The organism is Alteraurantiacibacter lauratis (assembly GCF_037154155.1).
GTDB classification, from domain to species: domain Bacteria; phylum Pseudomonadota; class Alphaproteobacteria; order Sphingomonadales; family Sphingomonadaceae; genus Alteraurantiacibacter; species Alteraurantiacibacter lauratis.
In genome coordinates this window covers 133,924-153,197 of the sequence record NZ_JBANRN010000002.1, presented here as the reverse complement: position 1 = coordinate 153,197, position 19,274 = coordinate 133,924, and the positions used below count along the sequence as shown (strand labels likewise).

20 protein-coding genes are annotated in these 19,274 nt (G+C 64.2%); 11 read left to right on the top strand and 9 right to left on the bottom strand.

Going from position 1 to position 19,274, the window contains the following annotated elements; translation table 11 throughout:
• Positions 1–110 precede the first annotated feature (110 nt).
• Positions 111–884, top strand: coding sequence for a class II aldolase/adducin family protein (locus WFP39_RS03035; protein WP_336917662.1), 774 nt, complete (start codon positions 111–113; stop codon positions 882–884).
• A gap of 18 nt (positions 885–902) precedes the next feature.
• Complete coding sequence (locus tag WFP39_RS03030; RefSeq protein ID WP_336917661.1) at positions 903–1,463, top strand: (2Fe-2S)-binding protein; 561 nt, start codon at positions 903–905, stop codon at positions 1,461–1,463.
• 19 nt (positions 1,464–1,482) lie between these two features.
• Here WFP39_RS03030 and WFP39_RS03025 read toward each other — a convergent pair whose 3' ends face one another.
• Positions 1,483–3,582 carry a TonB-dependent receptor gene (locus WFP39_RS03025; protein ID WP_336917660.1) on the bottom strand — a complete coding sequence of 700 codons (2,100 nt, stop codon included), beginning with the start codon at positions 3,580–3,582 and terminating at the stop codon, positions 1,483–1,485.
• Positions 3,583–3,899: 317 nt separating this feature from the next.
• Here WFP39_RS03025 and WFP39_RS03020 point away from each other — a divergent pair, with 317 nt between their 5' ends.
• Positions 3,900–4,526 (top strand): class I SAM-dependent methyltransferase, encoded by a 627-nt coding sequence (locus WFP39_RS03020; protein ID WP_336917659.1) that lies wholly within the window; start codon positions 3,900–3,902, stop codon positions 4,524–4,526.
• A 6-nt stretch (positions 4,527–4,532) separates the two neighbouring features.
• On the opposite strand, the gene WFP39_RS03015 is transcribed toward WFP39_RS03020, so the two are convergent.
• Positions 4,533–5,351, bottom strand: a complete 819-nt coding sequence (locus tag WFP39_RS03015) for a glycerophosphoryl diester phosphodiesterase membrane domain-containing protein (protein WP_336917658.1) — start codon at positions 5,349–5,351, stop codon at positions 4,533–4,535.
• Between the two features lie 78 nt (positions 5,352–5,429).
• Between WFP39_RS03015 and lipB the strand changes: the two genes are divergently transcribed.
• Positions 5,430–6,083 (top strand): lipoyl(octanoyl) transferase LipB, encoded by a 654-nt coding sequence (gene lipB / locus WFP39_RS03010; protein ID WP_336917657.1) that lies wholly within the window; start codon positions 5,430–5,432, stop codon positions 6,081–6,083.
• A gap of 3 nt (positions 6,084–6,086) precedes the next feature.
• Positions 6,087–6,368, top strand: a complete 282-nt coding sequence (locus WFP39_RS03005; protein WP_336917656.1) for a hypothetical protein — start codon at positions 6,087–6,089, stop codon at positions 6,366–6,368.
• A gap of 16 nt (positions 6,369–6,384) precedes the next feature.
• Here WFP39_RS03005 and WFP39_RS03000 read toward each other — a convergent pair whose 3' ends face one another.
• The 4 genes from WFP39_RS03000 to WFP39_RS02985 form a co-directional block, all read right to left on the bottom strand.
• Positions 6,385–7,269, bottom strand: coding sequence for an HpcH/HpaI aldolase/citrate lyase family protein (locus WFP39_RS03000; protein ID WP_336917655.1), 885 nt, complete (start codon positions 7,267–7,269; stop codon positions 6,385–6,387).
• Between the two features lie 98 nt (positions 7,270–7,367).
• The gene (locus WFP39_RS02995; RefSeq protein ID WP_336917654.1) at positions 7,368–8,276 is read right to left on the bottom strand and encodes a restriction endonuclease; all 909 of its coding nucleotides are present in this window, start codon (positions 8,274–8,276) and stop codon (positions 7,368–7,370) included.
• Positions 8,273–9,262: a quinolinate synthase NadA gene (gene nadA / locus WFP39_RS02990; protein ID WP_336917653.1), complete on the bottom strand. Its 990-nt coding sequence runs from the start codon at positions 9,260–9,262 to the stop codon at positions 8,273–8,275. The genes WFP39_RS02995 and nadA overlap by 4 nt, the downstream gene beginning before the upstream one ends.
• A gap of 53 nt (positions 9,263–9,315) precedes the next feature.
• Complete coding sequence (locus WFP39_RS02985) at positions 9,316–10,203, bottom strand: MBL fold metallo-hydrolase (protein WP_336917818.1); 888 nt, start codon at positions 10,201–10,203, stop codon at positions 9,316–9,318.
• Between the two features lie 25 nt (positions 10,204–10,228).
• On the opposite strand from WFP39_RS02985, the gene glpK reads away from it, so the two are divergent.
• The gene (gene glpK, locus WFP39_RS02980; protein WP_336917652.1) at positions 10,229–11,704 is read left to right on the top strand and encodes a glycerol kinase GlpK; all 1,476 of its coding nucleotides are present in this window, start codon (positions 10,229–10,231) and stop codon (positions 11,702–11,704) included.
• A 3-nt stretch (positions 11,705–11,707) separates the two neighbouring features.
• On the opposite strand, the gene WFP39_RS02975 is transcribed toward glpK, so the two are convergent.
• Together WFP39_RS02975 and WFP39_RS02970 are read right to left on the bottom strand one after the other, a co-directional pair.
• A complete protein-coding gene (locus WFP39_RS02975) occupies positions 11,708–12,175 on the bottom strand; it encodes a DUF1465 family protein (RefSeq protein WP_336917651.1) in 468 nt (155 codons plus the stop codon).
• 117 nt (positions 12,176–12,292) lie between these two features.
• On the bottom strand, positions 12,293–12,490 hold the full coding sequence (locus tag WFP39_RS02970; protein ID WP_336917650.1) for a YdcH family protein: 198 nt from the start codon (positions 12,488–12,490) through the stop codon (positions 12,293–12,295).
• A 194-nt stretch (positions 12,491–12,684) separates the two neighbouring features.
• Here WFP39_RS02970 and WFP39_RS02965 point away from each other — a divergent pair, with 194 nt between their 5' ends.
• The 5 genes from WFP39_RS02965 (at position 12,685) to tilS (ending at position 18,475) form a co-directional block, all read left to right on the top strand.
• Positions 12,685–12,840: a DUF465 domain-containing protein gene (locus WFP39_RS02965; protein ID WP_336917649.1), complete on the top strand. Its 156-nt coding sequence runs from the start codon at positions 12,685–12,687 to the stop codon at positions 12,838–12,840.
• A 189-nt stretch (positions 12,841–13,029) separates the two neighbouring features.
• Positions 13,030–15,303, top strand: a complete 2,274-nt coding sequence (gene ptsP, locus WFP39_RS02960) for a phosphoenolpyruvate--protein phosphotransferase (protein WP_336917648.1) — start codon at positions 13,030–13,032, stop codon at positions 15,301–15,303.
• A gap of 125 nt (positions 15,304–15,428) precedes the next feature.
• Entirely contained in the window at positions 15,429–16,406 is a 978-nt protein-coding gene (locus WFP39_RS02955; protein ID WP_336917647.1) for a helix-turn-helix domain-containing protein, read from the top strand.
• Positions 16,407–16,554: 148 nt separating this feature from the next.
• Entirely contained in the window at positions 16,555–17,535 is a 981-nt protein-coding gene (locus WFP39_RS02950; RefSeq protein ID WP_336917646.1) for a tetratricopeptide repeat protein, read from the top strand.
• Complete coding sequence (tilS, locus tag WFP39_RS02945; protein ID WP_336917645.1) at positions 17,501–18,475, top strand: tRNA lysidine(34) synthetase TilS; 975 nt, start codon at positions 17,501–17,503, stop codon at positions 18,473–18,475. The genes WFP39_RS02950 and tilS overlap by 35 nt, the downstream gene beginning before the upstream one ends.
• On the opposite strand, the gene WFP39_RS02940 is transcribed toward tilS, so the two are convergent.
• Positions 18,444–19,214 carry a L,D-transpeptidase family protein gene (locus WFP39_RS02940; RefSeq protein ID WP_336917644.1) on the bottom strand — a complete coding sequence of 257 codons (771 nt, stop codon included), beginning with the start codon at positions 19,212–19,214 and terminating at the stop codon, positions 18,444–18,446. The genes tilS and WFP39_RS02940 overlap by 32 nt on opposite strands.
• Between the last annotated feature and the right edge of the window lie 60 nt (positions 19,215–19,274).

Sequence of the window (19,274 nt, the reverse complement as noted above, 5' to 3'; positions counted from 1 at the left end):
CCTCTGCCGCCGGTTATCGCCCGGTCGTGCATCCGCATGGCTTGCAAGTCGCGCTGACAAAGTCAACTTCGCTGTGCTATCCGGGACGAAAGGATAGGGAGAAGACAGCCATGGCCACGCAGATCAAGCCCAGCGAAAGCAGACCTCCCATCGATTGCAGCGCAGAGGAATGGCAGGCACGGCTGGACCTTGCCGCCTGCTATCGCATTTTCGACCATCTGGGCTGGTGCGAGGGCATCTATAACCACATCACCCTGCGCGTGCCGGGTGAACGGGATGCGTTCCTGATCAACCCCTTCGGCCTGATGTGGGACGAGGTGACGGCATCCAACCTCATCAAGATCGACGGCGATGGCAACAAGCTGTCGGACAGCCCGCACCCGGTCAATCTGGCAGGCTTCACCCAGCACGCGACCTTCCACCGCGCGCTCGACTGGGCGCACGCCATCGTCCACACGCATACCCCCGATACGATGGCGGTGTGCTGTTCGAAGGAAGGGCTCACCCCAACCAACTTCTATTCCTGCTTCTTTGAAGGCATGGTCGGCTATCACGATTTCGAAGGGATCACCGTGCGCGCGGAGGAAGGCGAGCGGCTGGTGCGCAATCTGGGCAACCGGCAGGTGCTGATGCTGCGCAACCACGGCCCCGTGCTAATGGGCAAGACCATCTACGAGATGTTCTTCCTCTATTACATGTTCCAGCGCGCCTGCGAGGTGCAGGTAAAGACGCTGGCGATGGGCGAGCCGATCGTCGTTCCGCCCGAAGTGATCGAGGTGCACCAGCGCGACCGCGACCTGATGCTTGTGGACGATTTCGGCAAGCTGGATTTCCGCGCCTGGACAAGGCGTATAGACCGGATCGACCCCAGCTGGCGCAATTGAAGGTAAATTGCTGATTTCATGCCTGCCCTGACGCTCAATGACCGCCCCGTGCAGTTCGAAATGGACGCGCAGACCCCGCTTTTGTGGGCGCTGCGCGATGCAGCCAATCTGACCGGCACCAAATATGGCTGCGGGGTGGGCGATTGCGGCGCGTGCATGGTGCTGATCGACGGAGAGGCGCTGCGATCCTGCCTTGTGACGCTGGCGGAGGCGGAGGGGCGCTTTGTCACCACGATCGAGGGCCTAAGCCGGGATCGCAGCCACCCGGTGCAACAGGCGATGGTGGCTGAACAGGCCATCCAGTGCGGATTCTGTACGCCGGGCATCGTGATCGCGGCGGCCGCGCTGATTGCGCGCAATCCCTCCCCGTCAGAGGAGGAGATTGTCGCTGCCGTGCCCAATCTGTGCCGCTGCGGCGTCTATCCGCGCTTGGTGGCAGCGATCCAGCGGGCCGGCCGCGTGGCGAGGCGGCGCGAACGCCTCGATGCCGCCCCTGCGCCGGGGATTGACCCGGCCGATGCGGCGCTGGCCGTGCCCGCGATGAGCAGGACCACGGCAGCGGAAGCGGGCGGCGAGTAAACCCGCCGCCCCATGACCTTCAGAATTTGATCCGCGCGCTGAGCGTGGCGTTGAACGGCTCGCCCGGCTGGATGTTGTTGTCGTTGTGCGACGAGGGGTAATAGGTCGCGTCGAACAGGTTCTCGACATTCAGTTGGAATGTCAGTTCGGGGCTGACATCATAATACAGCGCCGCATCGACGCGGGCATAGGACGGCAGCTCCACCGCATTGGTCAGCGTGGTGAACTGGCTCGACTGGTGGATCAACCCTGCGCCGATGCCAAACTGCCGCGTCAGCTGATACCGCGCCCAGGCACTCACCTGATGGCCGGGCACCTGCTGCAATTCGCGGCCCGCCGGGGCAGAGCTGGTGGTGCGCGTGATCTTGCCGTCGAGCAGGGTGTAGCCCAGCGTCACTTGCAGGTCGTCAGTCACCTCGCCCGCCAGGCTCAGCTCTATCCCCTTGGTGCGCGTGGCGCCCGTCAGGATAATCTGGCCCGGATTGGCGGGATCGGGCGACTGGGTATTGGTGCGGTCAAGCTGGAACACGGCGGCGGTTGCCACCAGTTCGGGCGTGATCGCATATTTGACGCCCGCTTCCCAGTTCTCGAACTTTTCGGGCACCAGCGTTTCGCTGACTGCCGAAAGCACGGTGAACTGGTCGCCCGATTGCGGCAGGAAGCTGGTGGCATAGCTGGCATAGAGCGACAGTGCTTCAGTCGGCTTGACGATCACGCCAAGGCGCGGGCTCCACTTCTCGTCCACCCGCTCGCCCGCAAAACCGTTGCGGATGTTGAGCGTTTCAAGATCGAACCGGTCGTAACGCAACCCCGCCACCAGCTGCACCAGGCCGAAATCGATCTGATCCTGCACATAGAAGGACAAGGTGTTCAGGCTCGATTCGCTTTGCGAATTAGGCACGATGGTGAAGGCAGGAATGGTGAAGCTGTTCGCCAGCGGCAGGGTGACACTGCCCGCGCCGCCAAAGCTGACATCGTTGCGGATGGCGGTGGAATCCTGATCCATCGCCTCTGCACCCAGCAGAAGCGTGTGACGCGCAGGGCCGGTTGCGAATTCTGCGACCAGATTGGCCTGGCCGATCAGGTTCTGGCGCGTAGTGCCGCTTTCATAGCCGGACAAAGTGACCGTGCGGGCATTGGCCGGGCCGCCCAGCGCACCGGGCAGGATATTGCCATAGAACTTGTCGTAATCGGCAAACTGCACCGATGCGTTGAAGCTGAGCGCTTCGCTGAACGCATGGTCGATCCGCGCGCGGGCGATATGCGCCTGGTTGGTGCTGATGTTGTAACCACGGGTATCGCCAAAGAAGACCTTGTCGAATCCGCGCAGCGGCGCGCCATTTTCCGACGGGATGCCGCGATCGACCACACGCCGGTCGTCGTCATAGGTGTAGCTGGCCGTCAGCCGCGTGTTCGGGCCAAGCTCCGCCGTTAGAGTGGGGGAAATGCCGAAGAAGCGCCCGTCATAGAAATTGCGGTGGTTGTTCAGTTCCTCGTAAGTGCCCGTCACGCGCAGCGCCACATTATCGGTCAGCGGCTGGTTGAGGTCGACCGCGCCCGAAAAGCCGCCAAAGCTGTCCACGCTGAAATCGGCACCGACAAGGCTGCTCATGGTGTCGGCGGTCTTCATCACGCGGTTGATCGCGCCGCCGCCCGCGCCGCGGCCGAAGATCAGCGCATTGGCGCCCTTGAGCACCTCGATCCGCTCCACATTGTAAAGCGGGCGGTAATATTGCGAATCATCGCGCAGCCCATCGATGTAGAAATCGGCGGTGGTGGACTGGCCGCGCAGCACAATCTGGTCGCGGTGGCCTTCGCCCGTGCCCAGCGACACGCCGGTGACGAAACGCAGCGCATCGTTGAGGTTGCGCAGCGCCTGGTCCTCGATCTGGTCGGAAGTGATTACTGTCACTGCCTGCGGCACATTGATGAGCGGGGTGGGAGTCTTGGTCGCGGTGGAGCCGTCCTCGGCGGCATAGCTGTCGCGCTGGCCGGTCACGATAATCTCGCTGCCCAGATAGTCGCGCTGCGTTTCATCGGCTGCATGGGCGGGAATGGCGGCGACAAGCGCACTCCCGGCGAGGATGATGGCACGAAAACGGATGGCAGAACGGATCATGTAAGGCCCCTGGTCTTGTGGCAAACTGAGCAGTCAGAATGCTGTTGCGAATAATTTGCAAGAGCCCCTATTGCGAATCATTTGCAGTTGCAACACCAAAGTGCGCGGCGGTGCGGATTTGATTGCTGACCCTTGCGGACAGGCCTGTGCGACGGCCCGCAAAATACCGGGCCGCACCGATTGCAGGCGGAGAAGCGGCGGTGGCCCATTGCCAAGTGGCGCGGCATTTGCAATCGCGGTTTCGGGATCAACCGGCTTTGGCCCGTGGCAATCCATGCCATGGGGAACGGGTGCAATGGGGAGCAGTTGCCACCTTTATGTCCAGCAATGATATCGCCACTTCGCGCCTGCGCGACCGGATCAGCGCCCGCCTTTCGCGAATGAAGGGGCCAGGCTGGATTTTCCTGCGCGGCTTTCTGGAACATCCGCGCATGGTGGGGGCGATCATCCCGTCGGGCCCGGTGGTGGTGCGCACCATGCTGTCGCGCGTGGACTGGGCCAATACGCGACTCTTTGTCGAATACGGCCCCGGCGTCGGCACCTTTTGCCAGCCCGTGCTCGACCGCCTGCCGCGCGATGCGGAGTTGCTGGTGATCGACACCAACCCGCTTTACATTGATTATCTGTCCCATGCGATCACGGACAGCCGGTTTCATGCCGTGCTCGGCTCGGCCGAAGATGTCGAGGAGATAATCCGCTCCATCGGGCATGAGCAGGCGGATTATGTTCTGTCGGGCCTGCCCTTTTCCACGCTTCCCGATGGGGTCGGCCCGGCGATTGCGGCCGCCACCCAGCGCGTGCTGCGCAAGGGCGGCGCGTTCCTCACCTATCAATATGCCGGCACTGCGCGCGATTTGACCGCGCGCTACTTCCCGCGCGTGGAAAGCTGCCGCGTCTGGGCCAATGTGCCGCCATGCCTGCTCGCCTGGGGCTGGAAAGCCTGAGCACGCCTATTCGAAGGTGCTGGCGGTTCCCTGGGCATGGCCCGAAAGCTGTTCCCACAAGGATACCAGAATGGCGGCAAGCACCAGGGCCACTGCTGCCCCGGCGACGCCATTGATCAGCCCGGTGACAAACAGGCTGCCCGCCAGTCCCACCACTGAAAACAGCAGCATCGAAATCACCAGATAGGCGATCATCAGCAGGAAGAAGAACAGCACCAACTGCCGACGCACAGGCTTTGTCAGCCGCCAGGACCGTTTGAATGGGGCCAGCGGATTGCGCTCCCCCTCCAGCATCACCACCGGCACCACCAGAATGAACCGCAGGGCCAGCGCGAAAAGCACCGCTATCAGCACAATCACCCCGATAGTCGCGGCAACCGCCTGCCCCACTGCAACCGCCAGAACAGCGCCGATCAGCCCCACGGCGAGAGCACCGATGATGACCACCGCGCTGTAACCGATCACCCCGACCGCCAGTGTGCCCAGCAAGACAGGAAAGGCGCGCATCGCTGCGCCCAGAGCTTCGCCCACCGTGGGACGCGACGGGCCGAGCAGCGCAACCATCGCGCCGTAACCCAGCATCGAGAACAGCGCCGCCAGCATCACCACGAACAGCAGCGGCCCCAATTGCGCGCCCAGTTGCTCGGCCATCAGCTCCGGATCGCCGCCTGGCCCGATCAACATCCCCATCATGTCGGGCATGGCAATCACCAGCGCCAGATTGGGCAGCAGGAAGAAAACGCCGGCAATCAGCGATAGATACTGCCAGTTGGCCCGCACCATCGCGAGCGATTGGGCCCAGGTGCGGTTCATGTCGAATGTCATTATGCGGTTGGCCCTTTCACTCGGCATGTCTTGGGGCTTGATAAACGCTTTGCCCTTCGCCACGCAATCGCTTCGAGTATGCCGCACCTTGACCCCACCTTTCCCGAATGGCGTGTTTCGGCCGCGCCCGTGCCCTATGCGCAGGCGCTGGCGGAGCAGGAGGCGCGCGCGGCGGCCATTCGTGCCGGGACGGCGGACGAACTCATCTGGCTGCTCGAACATCCGCCCGTCTACACGGCGGGAACCAGCGCAGACCCTGCCGAAGTGCTCGACCCGCGTTTCGAGGTGGTCGAAACGGGGCGCGGCGGCCGGCACACCTATCACGGGCCGGGCCAGCGGGTGACCTATGTGTTGCTAGACCTCGACCGGCGCGGGCGCGATGTGCGCCGCTTTGTCCACGCGCTGGAAGGCTGGGTGATCGCGACGCTTGCCACCTTCGGCGTGGAAAGCTGGGCGGTTCCCGACCGCGTGGGCATCTGGACGCGCGACGTGGACGGAGGCGAGGCGAAGATTGGCGCGATCGGCGTGCGTGTGCGCCGGTGGGTTACTTTGCACGGCCTTGCGGTCAACCTTGCGCCCGACCTGTCGCATTTTGGCGGGATCGTGCCCTGCGGCATTGCCGAATACGGCGTGACCAGCCTGGAAAAGCTGGGCATCGCGCTTGCGCCGGAGGCTTGGGATGAGGCATTGCGAGCCACAAGCGGCGCGTTTCTGGCCGCGCTGGAGGATTAACCGATGCCGCCATTGCGCCCCGTTGCATTTCCTGCCCTCGCCGCCCTGCTGGCGCTGGCCGCCTGCGGTGACGGTGCGGCCCTCGTGGCAGAGGAAGGCACGAGTTCAGGTGAAGTGCTGCCCGGATCGATCAGCGATACCATGCTGCCGATCGACAGCACGCGCAGCGAACCGCCTCTGATCGAGGAAGCGCCCGTGGCCACGGCCACTGCTCCACCTGGCGCCGCACCTGTCGAGGCACCAGAGGATGGGCCGGCGGCAGAGCCGGAAAGCGTCGCAGAATAGCCGGGCGGCTTGGCCTTCAGCCTGCGCGGTCCAATATCCGCCGCGCCCAATCCAGATGTGGCTTTTCCACCATGCGCCCGTCCAGCGGCAAGGCTCCCGCGCCCGGATTGGCGGCAAACAGATCGACAATGGTTTGCGCCTGTTCGACCTGTTCGGGCGTGGGGGTAAAGGCCGCGTTGATTACCGGCACCTGATCCGGGTGGATCGCCAGCATCCCGGCAAAGCCATCGGCGCAGGATGCTTCGGCAATGGCCTTCAGCGCAGACAAGTCCCGATAATCCGCATGGATTGTATCAATCGGCGTCAGGCTGCGGCTGCGCGCGGCGAGCAGCACTTGCGCGCGCACCATGCGGAACACATCGGCCCATTGCCCGCTTGCATCGCGTTTGCGCGTGGCCCCAATGGCGCTGGCAAGATCTTCCGCCCCCCAGGTGAGGCCAGCAAGGCGCGGCATATCCTCGCGCGCGTAATCTGGGATGCTGAGAGCCGAGAGCGGCGTTTCGCCCAATTGCGGCAGGATCCGGGTGGAGCCGCTGGGAACGGCGTTGCGCTGCTCCTGCTCGTATATTTCGGCGGCAAGGATGCGCAACTGATCCGGCTCTGCCACCTTGGGCACCATGATGCCATCGGGTCGCCCCTGCATCGCCGCGATCAGATCATCGCGCCACAAATGGCTGCTGAGCGCATTGATGCGCACAAACCGGCCGAACCCGCCGCCCGCCACGACCTGCCGGCTGTGGGCGCCAAGCCACCGCGCCGCCAATTCGCGCGCGGATGCCTTGGCAGGAGGCGCGACGGCATCCTCCAGATCGACCACGACAACATCCGCGCCCACACTGGCCGCCTTGGCCAGCTTGGCCTCGCTGTCACCCGGCACGAACAGCCAGGAACGGGTTTTCATCGTGCGCGTCCTTTCCCGCAACGCTTTAACCCGCTGACGGATAGGGGCAAGGCGTTGGAAACGCGTGCAAGGACAGGGTTAAGCACGGAGTAGGGGGATCAATCGAAGAAATCTTCGTCAAAGTCTTTCACATGCAGCGCGTATTTATCCCGGCAACCGACATTGTAACGCACCATCAAACGGCCAAGCTGATGCCCGTCAATCAGCACAATGCGCCCACCGATTTGGGTAGCTGTCTCAAGCGCGCTCTTGGTGAAGCCTGATGTGGTGACAAAAATGCCCTTCTGCGCCTTCTTCATGCTGAGTGCGCCAAAAAACTCGCGGATTGCTGCGGGGCCTACAATATTGTCCGGCTTGTAGCGCTTGGCCTGAATATAGATTTGATCCACGCCGAGCGGGTCTTGGTCTATGACGCCATCCACCCCGTCATCCCCGGCTTTGCCGATTGCCCTTCCAGCGTCTACCGAGCTTCCCCCGTAACCCATTGCTAGAAGTAACTCGACGATCGCTTTTTCGAAAAAGGCTGGTGAGCCCGCGATCAGCCTGTCGATCAGTTCGGTGATAAAAGCATCCGTGATTTGTTGATAGGCGGCGGTGAGGACATCTTCAGGGGAAGCGCTGGCGTCCGCCTGCGTTTGCGGAATGGTTATGTCGCCATCTGACTTTTTCCCGCGCTGCTTGAACCGACGAAACTCCTCAAACTGGTCGAGGAATGCGTTATCGATCCGTTCGGGTGCATTTTGGAGCACTGCGCGCCCACGATCAGTTATGCGGAAATGACCTCGTTTGGTTGGTTCAACCAGCCCGGCTTGTGTGAGATAGGCCTTGGCCCAATGCACGCGGCTGCGGATCGTCGTGAGTTTTCCACTGGGCAAGAGTTCGTTGCGCTCGTCTTCGGTCAGATTGAAGAGATCTGAAACTGTCTCGGTCGCAGCGTTTATACTTGCCTCGCCTTCTGCTGCCAGTCGCAAAACTGGCAACATTAGGGTTTGGTAGTCCGGGATCACCCGCGCGCCCCCAGGTCGCCCTTGCCCACGGTGCCGCTGGCCATTTCCAGCATCCGGTCGAGGCTCTGCTTGGCTTTGAGGCGCAGGCCTTCCTCAATCTCGATCCGGGGTTGCAGGTCGCGCAGCGCGACGTAGAGTTTTTCGAGCGTGTTCAATGCCATATAGGGGCAGATATTGCAGTTGCAGTTGCCGTCAGCCCCCGGCGCGCCGATGAAGGTTTTTTCGGGCAGCGCCTTTTCCATCTGGTGGATGATGTGCGGTTCGGTCGCCACGATCAGCGTGTCACCGGGGAAAGTCTTGGCAAAATTGAGGATGCCGCTGGTCGATCCGACATAATCGGCATGGTCGATGATGTGCGGCGGGCATTCGGGGTGCGCGGCGACGGGGGCATCGGGATGCTCGGCCTTCAGCTTGAGCAATTCGCGCTCGCTGAAGGCCTCGTGCACGATGCACACGCCCGGCCACAGCAACATTTCACGGTTGAACTTGCGCGACAGATACCCGCCCAGATGGCGGTCCGGCCCGAAGATGATCTTCTGATCCGCCGGGATTTGCGACAGGATCGTTTCCGCGCTGCTTGAGGTGACGATGATGTCGGACAGCGCCTTCACCTCGGTCGAACAGTTGATATAGGTCAGCGCGATGTGATCGGGGTGGCGTTCGCGAAATGCGGCGAACTTTTCGGGCGGGCAGCTGTCTTCAAGGCTGCAACCGGCTTCCATGTCAGGCAGCACGACGATCTTGTTCGGCGACAGGATCTTGGCCGTCTCCGCCATGAATTTCACCCCGCAAAAGGCGATCACCTCGGCGTCGGTTTCCGCTGCCTTGCGGCTGAGTTCCAGCGAATCGCCCACGAAATCGGCCAGATCCTGCAATTCGGGGCGCTGGTAATAATGCGCCAGGATCACCGCGTTGCGTTCCTTGCGCAGGCGGTTGATCTCTGCGATCAAATCGGTGCCGACGGGGTTCGGGGTCTGGACGCTCATCAGGGGTTCCTTGCTGCAATGCCCGCCATATAGCGCGGGCAGCGTGGATTGCATTACCGCTTTGGGGCCGGACGCCAAATGTCTCCGTCAAGCCGGGCGATACCCCGTCGTTCCAGATCGAGCAGGTGGGCGTGCACGCTTTGCGCGGCGGCGGGCCAGAGATATTCGGCCACGCCCTTGTACATCACCGGCACCAGCGCGGCGATGGATCGCGGCTGTTCGCCCAGCAGCTTCACGATCTGCCGCTCGCGCATCAGGCGGTGGCCGATCATGCCGCGCACCAGTTGGCGGGGCTTGGTTACCGCCGGGCCATGCGCCGGGTAATAGATGCGGTCGGCGCGGTTATACAGCTTGTCGAGGCTGGCCATGTAATCGGCCATGTCGCCATCGGGGGGCACCACCACGCTGGTGGACCAGGCCATCACATGATCGCCGGTAAACAGCGCGTCCGTCTCCTCCAGGGCATAGCACAGATGGTTGGAGGTGTGGCCGGGCGTGGCGACTGCGGTCAGCGTCCAGCCGGGGCCGCTGATCTGCTCGCCATCGGCCAGCACACGATCGGGCGCATAGCTCTTGTCGAACGGGGCATCGACGCGCGGCGCGTCGCTTTCAATATGCAGGGCTGCGCAGCCAATGATGGGCGCACCCGTGATAGCCGCCAGCGGGGCGGCGGCGGGGGAATGGTCGCGGTGGGTGTGGGTGCACAGGATCGCCAGCACGCTCCGCCCGGCAATGGCGCTATCCAGCGCCGCCAGATGCACCGGATCATCGGGGCCGGGGTCAATTACTGCCAGCCCATCCTCCGATCCGACAAGATAGGTTTGCGTGCCGGTAAAGGTGAAAGGCGAACCGTTGGGCGCCAGCACGCGGGCGATAAGCGGTTCGACCTGATCGGCAAGACCCGTAGGCCAGGGTTGCGGGGGCAGGGACATGGGCGGCATATGGCGCAGGAGAGAGGGGAATGCCATGACCGATAAGCTGATCCTTGTCCTTGACGAAGGCACCACCTCCACCCGCGCCATGCTGTTCGATGCGGAGGGCCGCGTGCACGGCGTGGCGCAGCGCGATCTGACGCAGTTCTATCCCGCCGCGGGCTGGGTGGAGCATGATGCGAACGAGATCTGGGCGCGCACGCTGGCCTGCGCGCTCGACATGGCGGGGCAGGTGGGCGGCGCGGGAAATATCGCCGCCATCGGCATCACCAACCAGCGCGAGACGGTCGTGGCGTGGGATCGGGTGACGGGCGAGCCGCTTGCCCCGGCGATCGTATGGCAAGACCGGCGCACTGCCGACGCCTGCGCGGAGCTTAAGGCAGCGGGACACGAGGCGGGAGTCCAAGCGAAAACAGGGCTGCTGCTCGACCCCTATTTTTCCGGCACAAAAATGCGCTGGCTGCTCGACAACGTGCCCGCCGTGTCCGATGCGGCGCGCGAAGGACGGCTGGCACTGGGAACGGTGGAAAGCTGGCTGGTGTTCAGGCTGACCGGGGGGCAGGCGCATATCACCGATGCGACCAATGCCAGCCGCACGCTACTGATGGCGTTGGACGGCAAGGATTGGGACGGGCACCTGCTCGCCCTGTTCAATGTGCCGCGCGCCTGCCTGCCCGCCATTTGCGACAATGCCGGCGTGCTGGCGACCACCGCACCGCATTTGCTGGGCGCATCCGTCCCGATTTGCGGCATGGCAGGCGATCAGCAGGCAGCCACCATCGGGCAGGCCTGCCTCGCCCCCGGCGAGACGAAGGCGACCTATGGCACCGGTGCCTTTGTGCTGGCGAATATGGGCGCAACCGTCCCGCAATCGGCGCACCGCCTGCTTGGCACCGTGCTGTGGCAGCTTGGCGGTCAGCGCACCTATGCGCTCGAAGGCTCGGTTTTCGTCGCCGGATCGCTCATCAAATGGCTGCGCGACAGCCTGGGGGTGATTTCCAGCGCATCCGAAACCGAAACGCTGGCCCGCAGCGTGCCCGACAATGGCGGTGTGGCGCTGGTGCCCGCGCATTCGGGCTTGGGTGCGCCGCATTGGCAACCCGATGCGCGCGGGCTCATCACCGGGCTGACGCTGGGAAGCACAAAGGCGCATCTGGTTCGCGCAGGACTGGAGGCGATGGCACACCAGACGGCAGACCTTGCCGCCGCCTTTGCTGCCGATGGCGCGCGGTGGTCGTGCCTGAAGGTCGATGGCGGGATGGTGGCAAACGGCTGGATGGTGCAGGACATTGCAGATATCCTCGATCTGCCGGTGATCCGCCCGGCGCTGGCCGAAACAACGGCGCTGGGCGCAGCCATGCTGGCCGCGGTCGGGGCGGGCATTTACGCCAGCCTTGCCGATGCCGCCGGTGCGATGAGCGGGGAGGCGGAACAATTCACCTCGCAAATGGACGGTGCTACGCGCGCGGCGCGCAATGCGCACTGGCAGGCGGCGATCAGCCGAGTGTAGCGGCTAGAGGCTCTGCACCGCCTGACCCAGCCGCTGACGAAGGCGGTGCACGGCGGCGGGCTGCATCGTGAAACGGCTTTGCCAGGCCTGATCGAGCCGTTCGATCCGCGCATAAAAGCGCCGTGTGCGCAGCACCAGATCCTGCAGCGGGAGCGGAAGCAGCGCGAAATGTTCCGGCTCGCTTTCGGGCTGGGCGGGCGGCAGGCGGCCATGGCGGCGCAGCTGGAATTCGGACAATTCGCCGGCAAAATAGGCGCGGTGATTGAGCAGCCATGCCAGCGCGTGCATCATGCGCGTGGTGGTGCGCAGCGCCTCGCACGACAAGGCAATGCGCGCGACTTGCGCGTCGCCGCTCACCATATCGAGCCGTCCCGACAGGTCGAACGCGGCGCGCGCTTCATCCGCCAGCGCCAGCGCATCGCCGTAAAGCGCATCCACGATGGCGGGGCTAATATCGGCAGGCTCTCCCATACCGTTATCGCTAGCCTGCGCGGGAACCTTTCGCCAGTGGCGCAAGACGCAATTCCCCAGATCGAATTGCGTTGTCCCGCCGCGAAACGCTTTGGCGCAATGCTTTGCGCCCGTGCATCAGGCGATGATGTCGGGCGTCAGGTAATCTTCGAGCAGCGCGATCTGGTCCTTCAGCGCCAGCTTGCGCTTCTTCAGGCGCGCGATCTGCAACTGGTCGCCGCTGCCTGTCTCGCTGAGCGCGGCGATGGCGGCGTCGAGATCGCGGTGTTCGACCTTCAACTGGGTCAGCCGCTTGCGCATTTCCTGTTCGGTCAAGCTGCCATCCCCTGCCAACCCTGGCCGCATCCTTTCCGGCCCATCAATGCAACGCCTCGTAGCAGGCCTGCATTGCTGATCTAGGGCTTCTGTGATTTGATGACAATTGCGCGGCTCGTGAACGAGTTGCGAGTCGCGTTTGTGTTCGCTGAGGGTGCCCTCTCGAAGGGTGCCCCTACGACAGGAGAACGCCCATGGAACAATCACATATCGCTTCCCTTCAGGCCAAGCATGAAGGGCTGGAACGCCGTCTCAAGGAGGAGATGAGACGACCAGCGCCCGATATGTCGATGATCCAGAAGCTCAAGAAGCAGAAGCTCCGCCTGAAGGAGGAGATTTCGTTCCAGTAATGGCCTTTTGGGCATTGGATTGACCGGCGGCGGCGACGGTGGGGGCGGCAGGACAGCCGCACCATCGCCGTCTCCGCCAGACTGGGCAATCCGTCCTGCCTGATCGCCCGGCGTGATGGACAGACATTGGCGGTATCCGCTTGCCGCAACCCGTTTCCAAAGGCTTCGTAATGCTATAGGCCTCTGCCCATGCAAGGAGCCGCCGCAGCCGCCAGATCGATCCTCACCCGCCTGCACGAAGTAATGGCCGCGCGCAGCCATGCGCAGGCCAAGCTGAACCAGGTGGTCGAAATCATCGGCGATGCACTGGATAGCGAGGTGTGCTCGGTCTATCTGCTGCGCGAGGGTATGCTGGAACTCTTCGCCACGCGCGGCCTCAACCAGAGCGCGGTGCACGTCACCCGGCTGGGGGTGGGCGAAGGGCTGACCGGCACGATTGCCGCCAATATCGAAACGCTCAACCTCGATGAGGCCGCGACTCATCCCGAATTCCAGTACCGCCCTGAAACGGGCGAGGAAAAGTTTCACTCCTTTGCCGGCGTTCCCATCGTGCGGCGCGAGCGGGCGATTGGCGTGCTGACCGTGCAGCATGTCGAGCCGCGCCGGTATGAAGATGTCGAGCTCGAAGCGCTGCAAACCGTGGCCATGGTGCTGGCCGAACTGATCCACAACGCCGGATTGGTGGACGAGGAGGAGCTGGGCCAGCGAACGGGTGCGCAAAGCGGGCAGCAGGTGATTGCCGGCCTTGGCCTGGTGAAGGGACTTGGGCTGGGCAAGGCAGTATTTCACCAGCCGCGCGTGCACATCGAACAGACCATGGCCGACGATATCGAAGCCGAGCGCCAGCGCGTCTACCTCGCCTTTGACAAGATGCGCGAGCAGATCGAGCAGATGGCAAACCAGGCCGATTTCGGCACCGGGGGCGAGCATGAGGAGGTTCTCGAAACCTACAAGATGTTCGCCTATGACGAAGGCTGGAGCCGCCGCATCAACGAGGCGATCGACAGCGGCCTGACGGCGGAGGCCGCGATCGAGCGCGTGCAACAACGCACCCGCCAGCGCATGCGCGAGATTTCCGATCCGCTGCTGGCCGACCGGATGCACGATCTGGAAGATCTTTCGAACCGGCTGCTGCGCATCGTCTCTGGCCAATTGGGCACGGCGGCCAGCATGGGCCTGCAAGGCGACACGGTGTTGATCGCCAAGAATCTGGGGCCTGCCGAACTGCTCGAATATGACAAGCGCCGCCTGAAAGGTGTGGTGCTCGAAGAAGGCAGTCTGACCGCGCATGTCGTCATCGTCGCGCGCGCGATGGGCGTGCCGGTGATCGGGCGTGTGCGCAATGTGCGCGGCCTCGTGCGCGAAGGCGACACCGTGCTGGTCGATGGCGATGCTGCCTCGGTCACGCTGCGCCCGGCACAGGGCGTGCTCGATTCTTTCGAAACGCGGCTCGCCGCGCGCAAGCAGAGGCTGGCCGAATATGCCAAGCTGCGCGATGTCGAACCCTTCACCCGCGATGGCGAACGCATCGAGGTGATGATGAATGCGGGCCTGCGTGACGATGTGGCGATGCTGGGCGTGACCGGCGCCGATGGCATCGGCCTTTACCGCACCGAATTCCAGTTTCTTGTGTCGGCGCAATTGCCGCAGCGTGACCGGCAGACGCGGCTGTATCGCGATGTGCTTGAAGCGGCCGGCGACAAGCGCGTGATCTTCCGCACCGTCGATATCGGCGGGGACAAGTCGCTGCCTTATCTGTCGAGCGATACAAGCCGCGAGGACGAAAACCCCGCGATGGGGTGGCGGGCACTGCGTCTGGCGCTGGAACGCGGCGGCCTGATGAAAAGCCAGGCGCGCGCCTTGCTGGAAGCCGCCGCAGGCCGCGAACTCAACGTGATGTTCCCGATGGTGAGCGAACCGTGGGAGTTTGACGAGGCGCAGGCCGTGTTCCAGCACCAACTCGATTTCCTGCGCAAGCAGCGGCGCAAACTGCCAAGCGCCATTCGCTATGGCGTGATGCTGGAAGTGCCTTCGCTGGCCGAAACGCTCGATATGTTGCTGCCGCGCGTTTCGTTCATCTCGATCGGCACCAATGATCTGACGCAGTTCCTGTTTGCGGCGGACCGGGCCAATCCGGCGCTGGCCGAACGCTATGACTGGCTCAGCCCGGCGATCCTGCGCTTTTTGAAGCGCGTGGTGGTGACCTGTTCGGGCTGGCCGGTGCATCTGGGTGTCTGCGGCGAAATGGGCGGGCGGCGGCTGGAAGCGCTTGCGCTGATTGGCCTCGGCATCCGCCGCCTGTCGATCACGCCGGCCGCTGTCGGCCCGATCAAGGCGCTGGCCCGGCAAGTGGACAGCCGTGAAATTGCCGAGGCGATGAACGGCTGGCTTGCCAATCCGCCCCCATCGCTGCGCGCCAGCCTGCAAGCCTGGGCGGAGGAACGCGGCATCGAGGTGGAATAGACGCAGAATAACGGCGTTCTGGCGTCACTGTCCTTGACTTGTCATGCCTCAGCCGCATTGTGGCGCGCAAAGTGGCGCAGCCCATTTTGGGACAGGGACTGCGCCAAAGGGTCGGCGGGAACTTGATGACCGAACAGATTGAAATGCCTGAAGAGTCGCTGTTGCCCAAGGGCGCTGGCGCGCAATTGCGTCTGGCGCGCGAGAAGATGGGTCTCAGCATCGCGCAGATGGCCGAACGCACACGCATCCCGCAGCGACAGATCATGGCGATCGAGGCGGGCAATCTGTCCGCGCTCCCCGGCCGCGCCTATGCGGTGGGGTTTGCCCGCACGATGGCGCGCGAATCCGGGCTGGACGAGGAAGCTATTGTCGCCGCTGTCCGGGTGGAACTCGACCAACTCGGCCCCACCGAACGCGACCAGCGCCAGACATATGAGCCGGGCGATCCCGCGCGTGCGCCGTCTGCGCGGCTGGTGTGGATCTCAGCGATTGCCGTGCTCGTATTGCTGGTCGGCCTGTTCATGGCCGCACGCGTGCTGTTTGCGCCCGCTGCGCAATTGCCTTCACTTGTCGAGGAGCACGAGGAGGCGGGACAGTCCACTGGCACCGATGCCGTTGCGCCGGCAGCGCCGGATCCATCGGGCGCAGTAACATTCACGGCCAAGGACACGGTCTGGGTGCGCTTTTCCAACAGCGATGGTACGCGTTTGATGGAAGGCGAACTGGCTGCCGGACAAAGCTACACCCTGCCTGCCGATGCCAGCGGGCCGCGGATCCTGACCGGGCGGCCAGATCTGCTTGAGGTGACGATTGCCGGGCAAGCGGTGCCGCCCTTGTCCACTCTGCCGCAAACGGTGAGCAATGTGCCCGTAGACGCGGCATCGCTGCTCGCCCGCACCGCGGCGCCCGCCGCAAGCGCCAGCCCGGCGGCGATTCCGCCGGGGGCGCAGGGCGCTGCCAGCCGTCGTCCGGCAGCGGCAGCCGCCCCGACCCGCGCGGGAACGGCTACCACAGTCCCTGCCGACACGCCTACCGCATCGCCCGAAATTGCCCCGGCGCCCGAACGCGATGCGGACGGGACACCGGAATCGCCGGTGCAATAGGCGTTTAGGTAATGCCCGCAGGGGATTTCGCCCTCGCACACCTCCCCGCGGCGTGGTTAATCCGCTATTCGGTTGGCAACAGGCACATGGGGAAATGGGGACCCTGCCCATGCAGCGGCAGTCGGCCCTTGTGAAAGGAAGGATTGGGATGGCTCGCACACTGGCAATCTGGCGCGGATCAGGAACGGCGGTGACCGCATCGCTGATGGCGGTTGGGCTGGCGCTGGGAACGGTGCCGCAAGCTGCATGGGCGCAAAGCCAGCCCTCGGCCGACCAGCGCCTGCAAAGCATCGAACGCCAGCTGCGCGCCTTGCAGCGCGCGGTATTTCCCGGCGGTGACCAGCGCTTTTTCGAAGCCGAGATCGCGGCGCAACCCGCCGACAGCGCCGCGCCTTCGGCCAATGCGCCTACGCCCGGCGCGCTGACCGGCGTGCTTGACCGGCTGGAAGCGATCGAACTGCAACTGGCCCGTATGACCGAGGCAACGGAGATCAACCAGAATGCGCTGAGGCAGATGGAAACCCGTCTGGCTACGCTGGAGCAACGCGCCGCAACGGCCAGTGCGGCCCCGGCCTTGTCGAACCCGCCGGCCCCTGCGGCCGGGGCGGTAGCAGGGGCGGTAACTGCGCCAGCTGCCTCCACGCCTCCGCCCGCTGCCGCTGCGCCCCCTGCTGCAGCCCCGGCTCCCAGTGCCGAGCGGCTGGCGCGGGTTCAGGCCGTGCTCAAGCCCGCCACCGCCGATCCGGGCGAAGACGAATATGTCTATGGCTTCCGCCTCTGGGAAGCGCAGCTTTATCCCGAAGCGCAGCAGCAACTCGCGCTGTTTCTGGAGCGTTACCCGAACCACCCGCGCGTTACCTATGGCCGCAACCTGCTGGGCCGGGCCTATCTGGATGCGGGCGATCCGCGCCGCGCGGCGACCTTCTTCTTTGAAAACTACCAGGCGAACAAGCAGGCCGCCCGTGCGCCCGACAGCCTGCTGTTTCTGGCCGAGAGCATGATTGCGCTGAACGATACCAACCGCGCCTGTATCGCGCTGGCAGAGTTCGGGGAAACCTATCCCGCGCTCGCCACCGGGCGGCTGGCGCAGCAATATGACGCAGCGCGGGGCCGTGTCCGCTGCCAGTGAGGCCATCCCGGCCGAAATGGCGGGGCAGTTCAAGGCGGCACTTGATCGGCTGAACGCTGGCGAGGACCGCATTGGCCTTGCGGTCAGCGGCGGGCCGGATTCGCTGGCAATGCTGCTGCTCGCCCACGCCGCCATTCCCGGCCGTTTTGCCGTGGCGACGGTCAACCACGGCCTGCGGGCAGAAGCGGCGGACGAATGCGCATTGGTGGCGCAGATTTGCGCCGAGCGCGGTATTGCCTGCGACATCCTGCGGGTGGAGGTGGCTGCGGGCAATGTGCAGGCCGAAGCGCGCCGCGCCCGCTATGCCGCGCTGGAAGCGTGGGCGGTTGAACGCGGCCTTGCCGCCGTCGCCACCGCCCATCATGCCGATGACCAGGCTGAGACGCTGCTGATGCGTCTCAATCGGGGCAGCGGGCTGGCCGGCCTTGCGGGTGTGCGTTCAACGGGCGCTATCGGCAGACTGCGCGTCATCCGCCCCTTGCTCGATTGGCGGCGTGCCGAGCTGGCCGCAATCTGCCGCCTCGCCGCCATCAGCCCGGCGCAGGACCCTTCCAACAGCAATGCCGATTACGACCGTGTGCGCATAAGGCAGGAATTGGCGCAGGCGGGCTGGCTCGATCCGCTGGCGCTGGCGCGCAGCGCCCGGTTCCTGGCCGAGGCCGAGGCGTTTGTAGAGCAGACGGTCGAGGGCGAATGGCTCCGCCGCGTCACGTGCGAGGGACAGCAATGGCGCTTTAACCCGTGCGACAGTGCCTTTGCGAATGTGGAGATTGTGCGTCGTATCCTGCGCAGGCTGGGCGGAGAGGTCAGCCGCACCGATCTGGCGCGCATGGTCGAGCGCCTTGCACAAGGGCACAGCGCGTCTTTGGCAGGAGTGCTCGCCCGCATGGACAATGGCGCGTGGCTGTTCAGCCCTGAACCGCCGCGGAAATCGGCCTAGTTCCGTTGGCGAGCGGCGTGCCCACACCGGCACGCTGGCCATCGGTGATGATCACCCGGTCGCCCACGCGGGCAACCGCGAACAGACGGCTGGCAAATTCATCGGGCACCCCGATGCAGCCGTGGCTGGCATAGCCCCGCTCCACGGTCGATCCGCCATGGATGGCAATCCCGTCCCATGTCAGGCGCAGCGTCCATGGCATGGGAGCGTTGTTGTATTTCTCCGAAACGTTGTGGCGTTCCTTGGTCAGGATGGGGAAACTGCCCACGGGCGTGGGGTGTTCGGGCGTGCCCAGCATCGCGGCCGCCGCGCCGATTTCATACCCGTTGCGGAACACGCTGATGACGCGCGCCTGCAAATCCACCGTGACAACCAGCGGGCCGGCAGGCACGCCTTCATCGTCCCAGTGCCATTCGCCATAGCGGATCGGGCCGTCGATAGGCAGCACGCGCTTGATGACGAAGGGGTTGTCGGCATCGTAAGCGGGTGCCTGTTGCACAACCGGTTCGGAAACAAAGGCGGGCATTTGCACATTGCGCGCATCGACGGAGAAATCGATCCCTTCAGCCGCGCCCGCCAGCGGCGCTTCCTCGCCCAGCACATCTTCGGCGGCGAGCCAGCTTGCCGTCTCCCGATCGGTATCGCCTGCAATCAGCGCATTGCCGCCAAACACGAGCGTGCCGATCATCACCAGCACCACCAGGGTCGTTCCCCCGATCCATTTCACGATTGCGTCCATAGTGGTGATTATGCGCCCGAATCGCCGGTTTTCCAACGGCTCACCGCGCCAAGTCCCGTT

What these genes read in the sequence shown, in the direction of transcription:
- WFP39_RS02985 (WP_336917818.1), bottom strand. Translation starts at nt 10,203, where the DNA reads ATGCCGCCCATGTCCCTGCCCCCGCAACCCTGGCCTACGGGTCTTGCC.
- WFP39_RS03025 (WP_336917660.1), bottom strand. Translation starts at nt 3,582, where the DNA reads ATGATCCGTTCTGCCATCCGTTTTCGTGCCATCATCCTCGCCGGGAGT.
- ptsP (WP_336917648.1), top strand. Translation starts at nt 13,030, where the DNA reads ATGCAAGGAGCCGCCGCAGCCGCCAGATCGATCCTCACCCGCCTGCAC.
- WFP39_RS03035 (WP_336917662.1), top strand. Translation starts at nt 111, where the DNA reads ATGGCCACGCAGATCAAGCCCAGCGAAAGCAGACCTCCCATCGATTGC.
- WFP39_RS02965 (WP_336917649.1), top strand. Translation starts at nt 12,685, where the DNA reads ATGGAACAATCACATATCGCTTCCCTTCAGGCCAAGCATGAAGGGCTG.
- WFP39_RS02975 (WP_336917651.1), bottom strand. Translation starts at nt 12,175, where the DNA reads ATGGGAGAGCCTGCCGATATTAGCCCCGCCATCGTGGATGCGCTTTAC.
- WFP39_RS03020 (WP_336917659.1), top strand. Translation starts at nt 3,900, where the DNA reads ATGTCCAGCAATGATATCGCCACTTCGCGCCTGCGCGACCGGATCAGC.
- glpK (WP_336917652.1), top strand. Translation starts at nt 10,229, where the DNA reads ATGACCGATAAGCTGATCCTTGTCCTTGACGAAGGCACCACCTCCACC.
- WFP39_RS03015 (WP_336917658.1), bottom strand. Translation starts at nt 5,351, where the DNA reads ATGACATTCGACATGAACCGCACCTGGGCCCAATCGCTCGCGATGGTG.
- WFP39_RS03000 (WP_336917655.1), bottom strand. Translation starts at nt 7,269, where the DNA reads ATGAAAACCCGTTCCTGGCTGTTCGTGCCGGGTGACAGCGAGGCCAAG.
- WFP39_RS03030 (WP_336917661.1), top strand. Translation starts at nt 903, where the DNA reads ATGCCTGCCCTGACGCTCAATGACCGCCCCGTGCAGTTCGAAATGGAC.
- lipB (WP_336917657.1), top strand. Translation starts at nt 5,430, where the DNA reads ATGCCGCACCTTGACCCCACCTTTCCCGAATGGCGTGTTTCGGCCGCG.
- WFP39_RS03005 (WP_336917656.1), top strand. Translation starts at nt 6,087, where the DNA reads ATGCCGCCATTGCGCCCCGTTGCATTTCCTGCCCTCGCCGCCCTGCTG.
- WFP39_RS02955 (WP_336917647.1), top strand. Translation starts at nt 15,429, where the DNA reads ATGACCGAACAGATTGAAATGCCTGAAGAGTCGCTGTTGCCCAAGGGC.
- nadA (WP_336917653.1), bottom strand. Translation starts at nt 9,262, where the DNA reads ATGAGCGTCCAGACCCCGAACCCCGTCGGCACCGATTTGATCGCAGAG.
- tilS (WP_336917645.1), top strand. Translation starts at nt 17,501, where the DNA reads ATGACGCAGCGCGGGGCCGTGTCCGCTGCCAGTGAGGCCATCCCGGCC.
- WFP39_RS02950 (WP_336917646.1), top strand. Translation starts at nt 16,555, where the DNA reads ATGGCTCGCACACTGGCAATCTGGCGCGGATCAGGAACGGCGGTGACC.
- WFP39_RS02940 (WP_336917644.1), bottom strand. Translation starts at nt 19,214, where the DNA reads ATGGACGCAATCGTGAAATGGATCGGGGGAACGACCCTGGTGGTGCTG.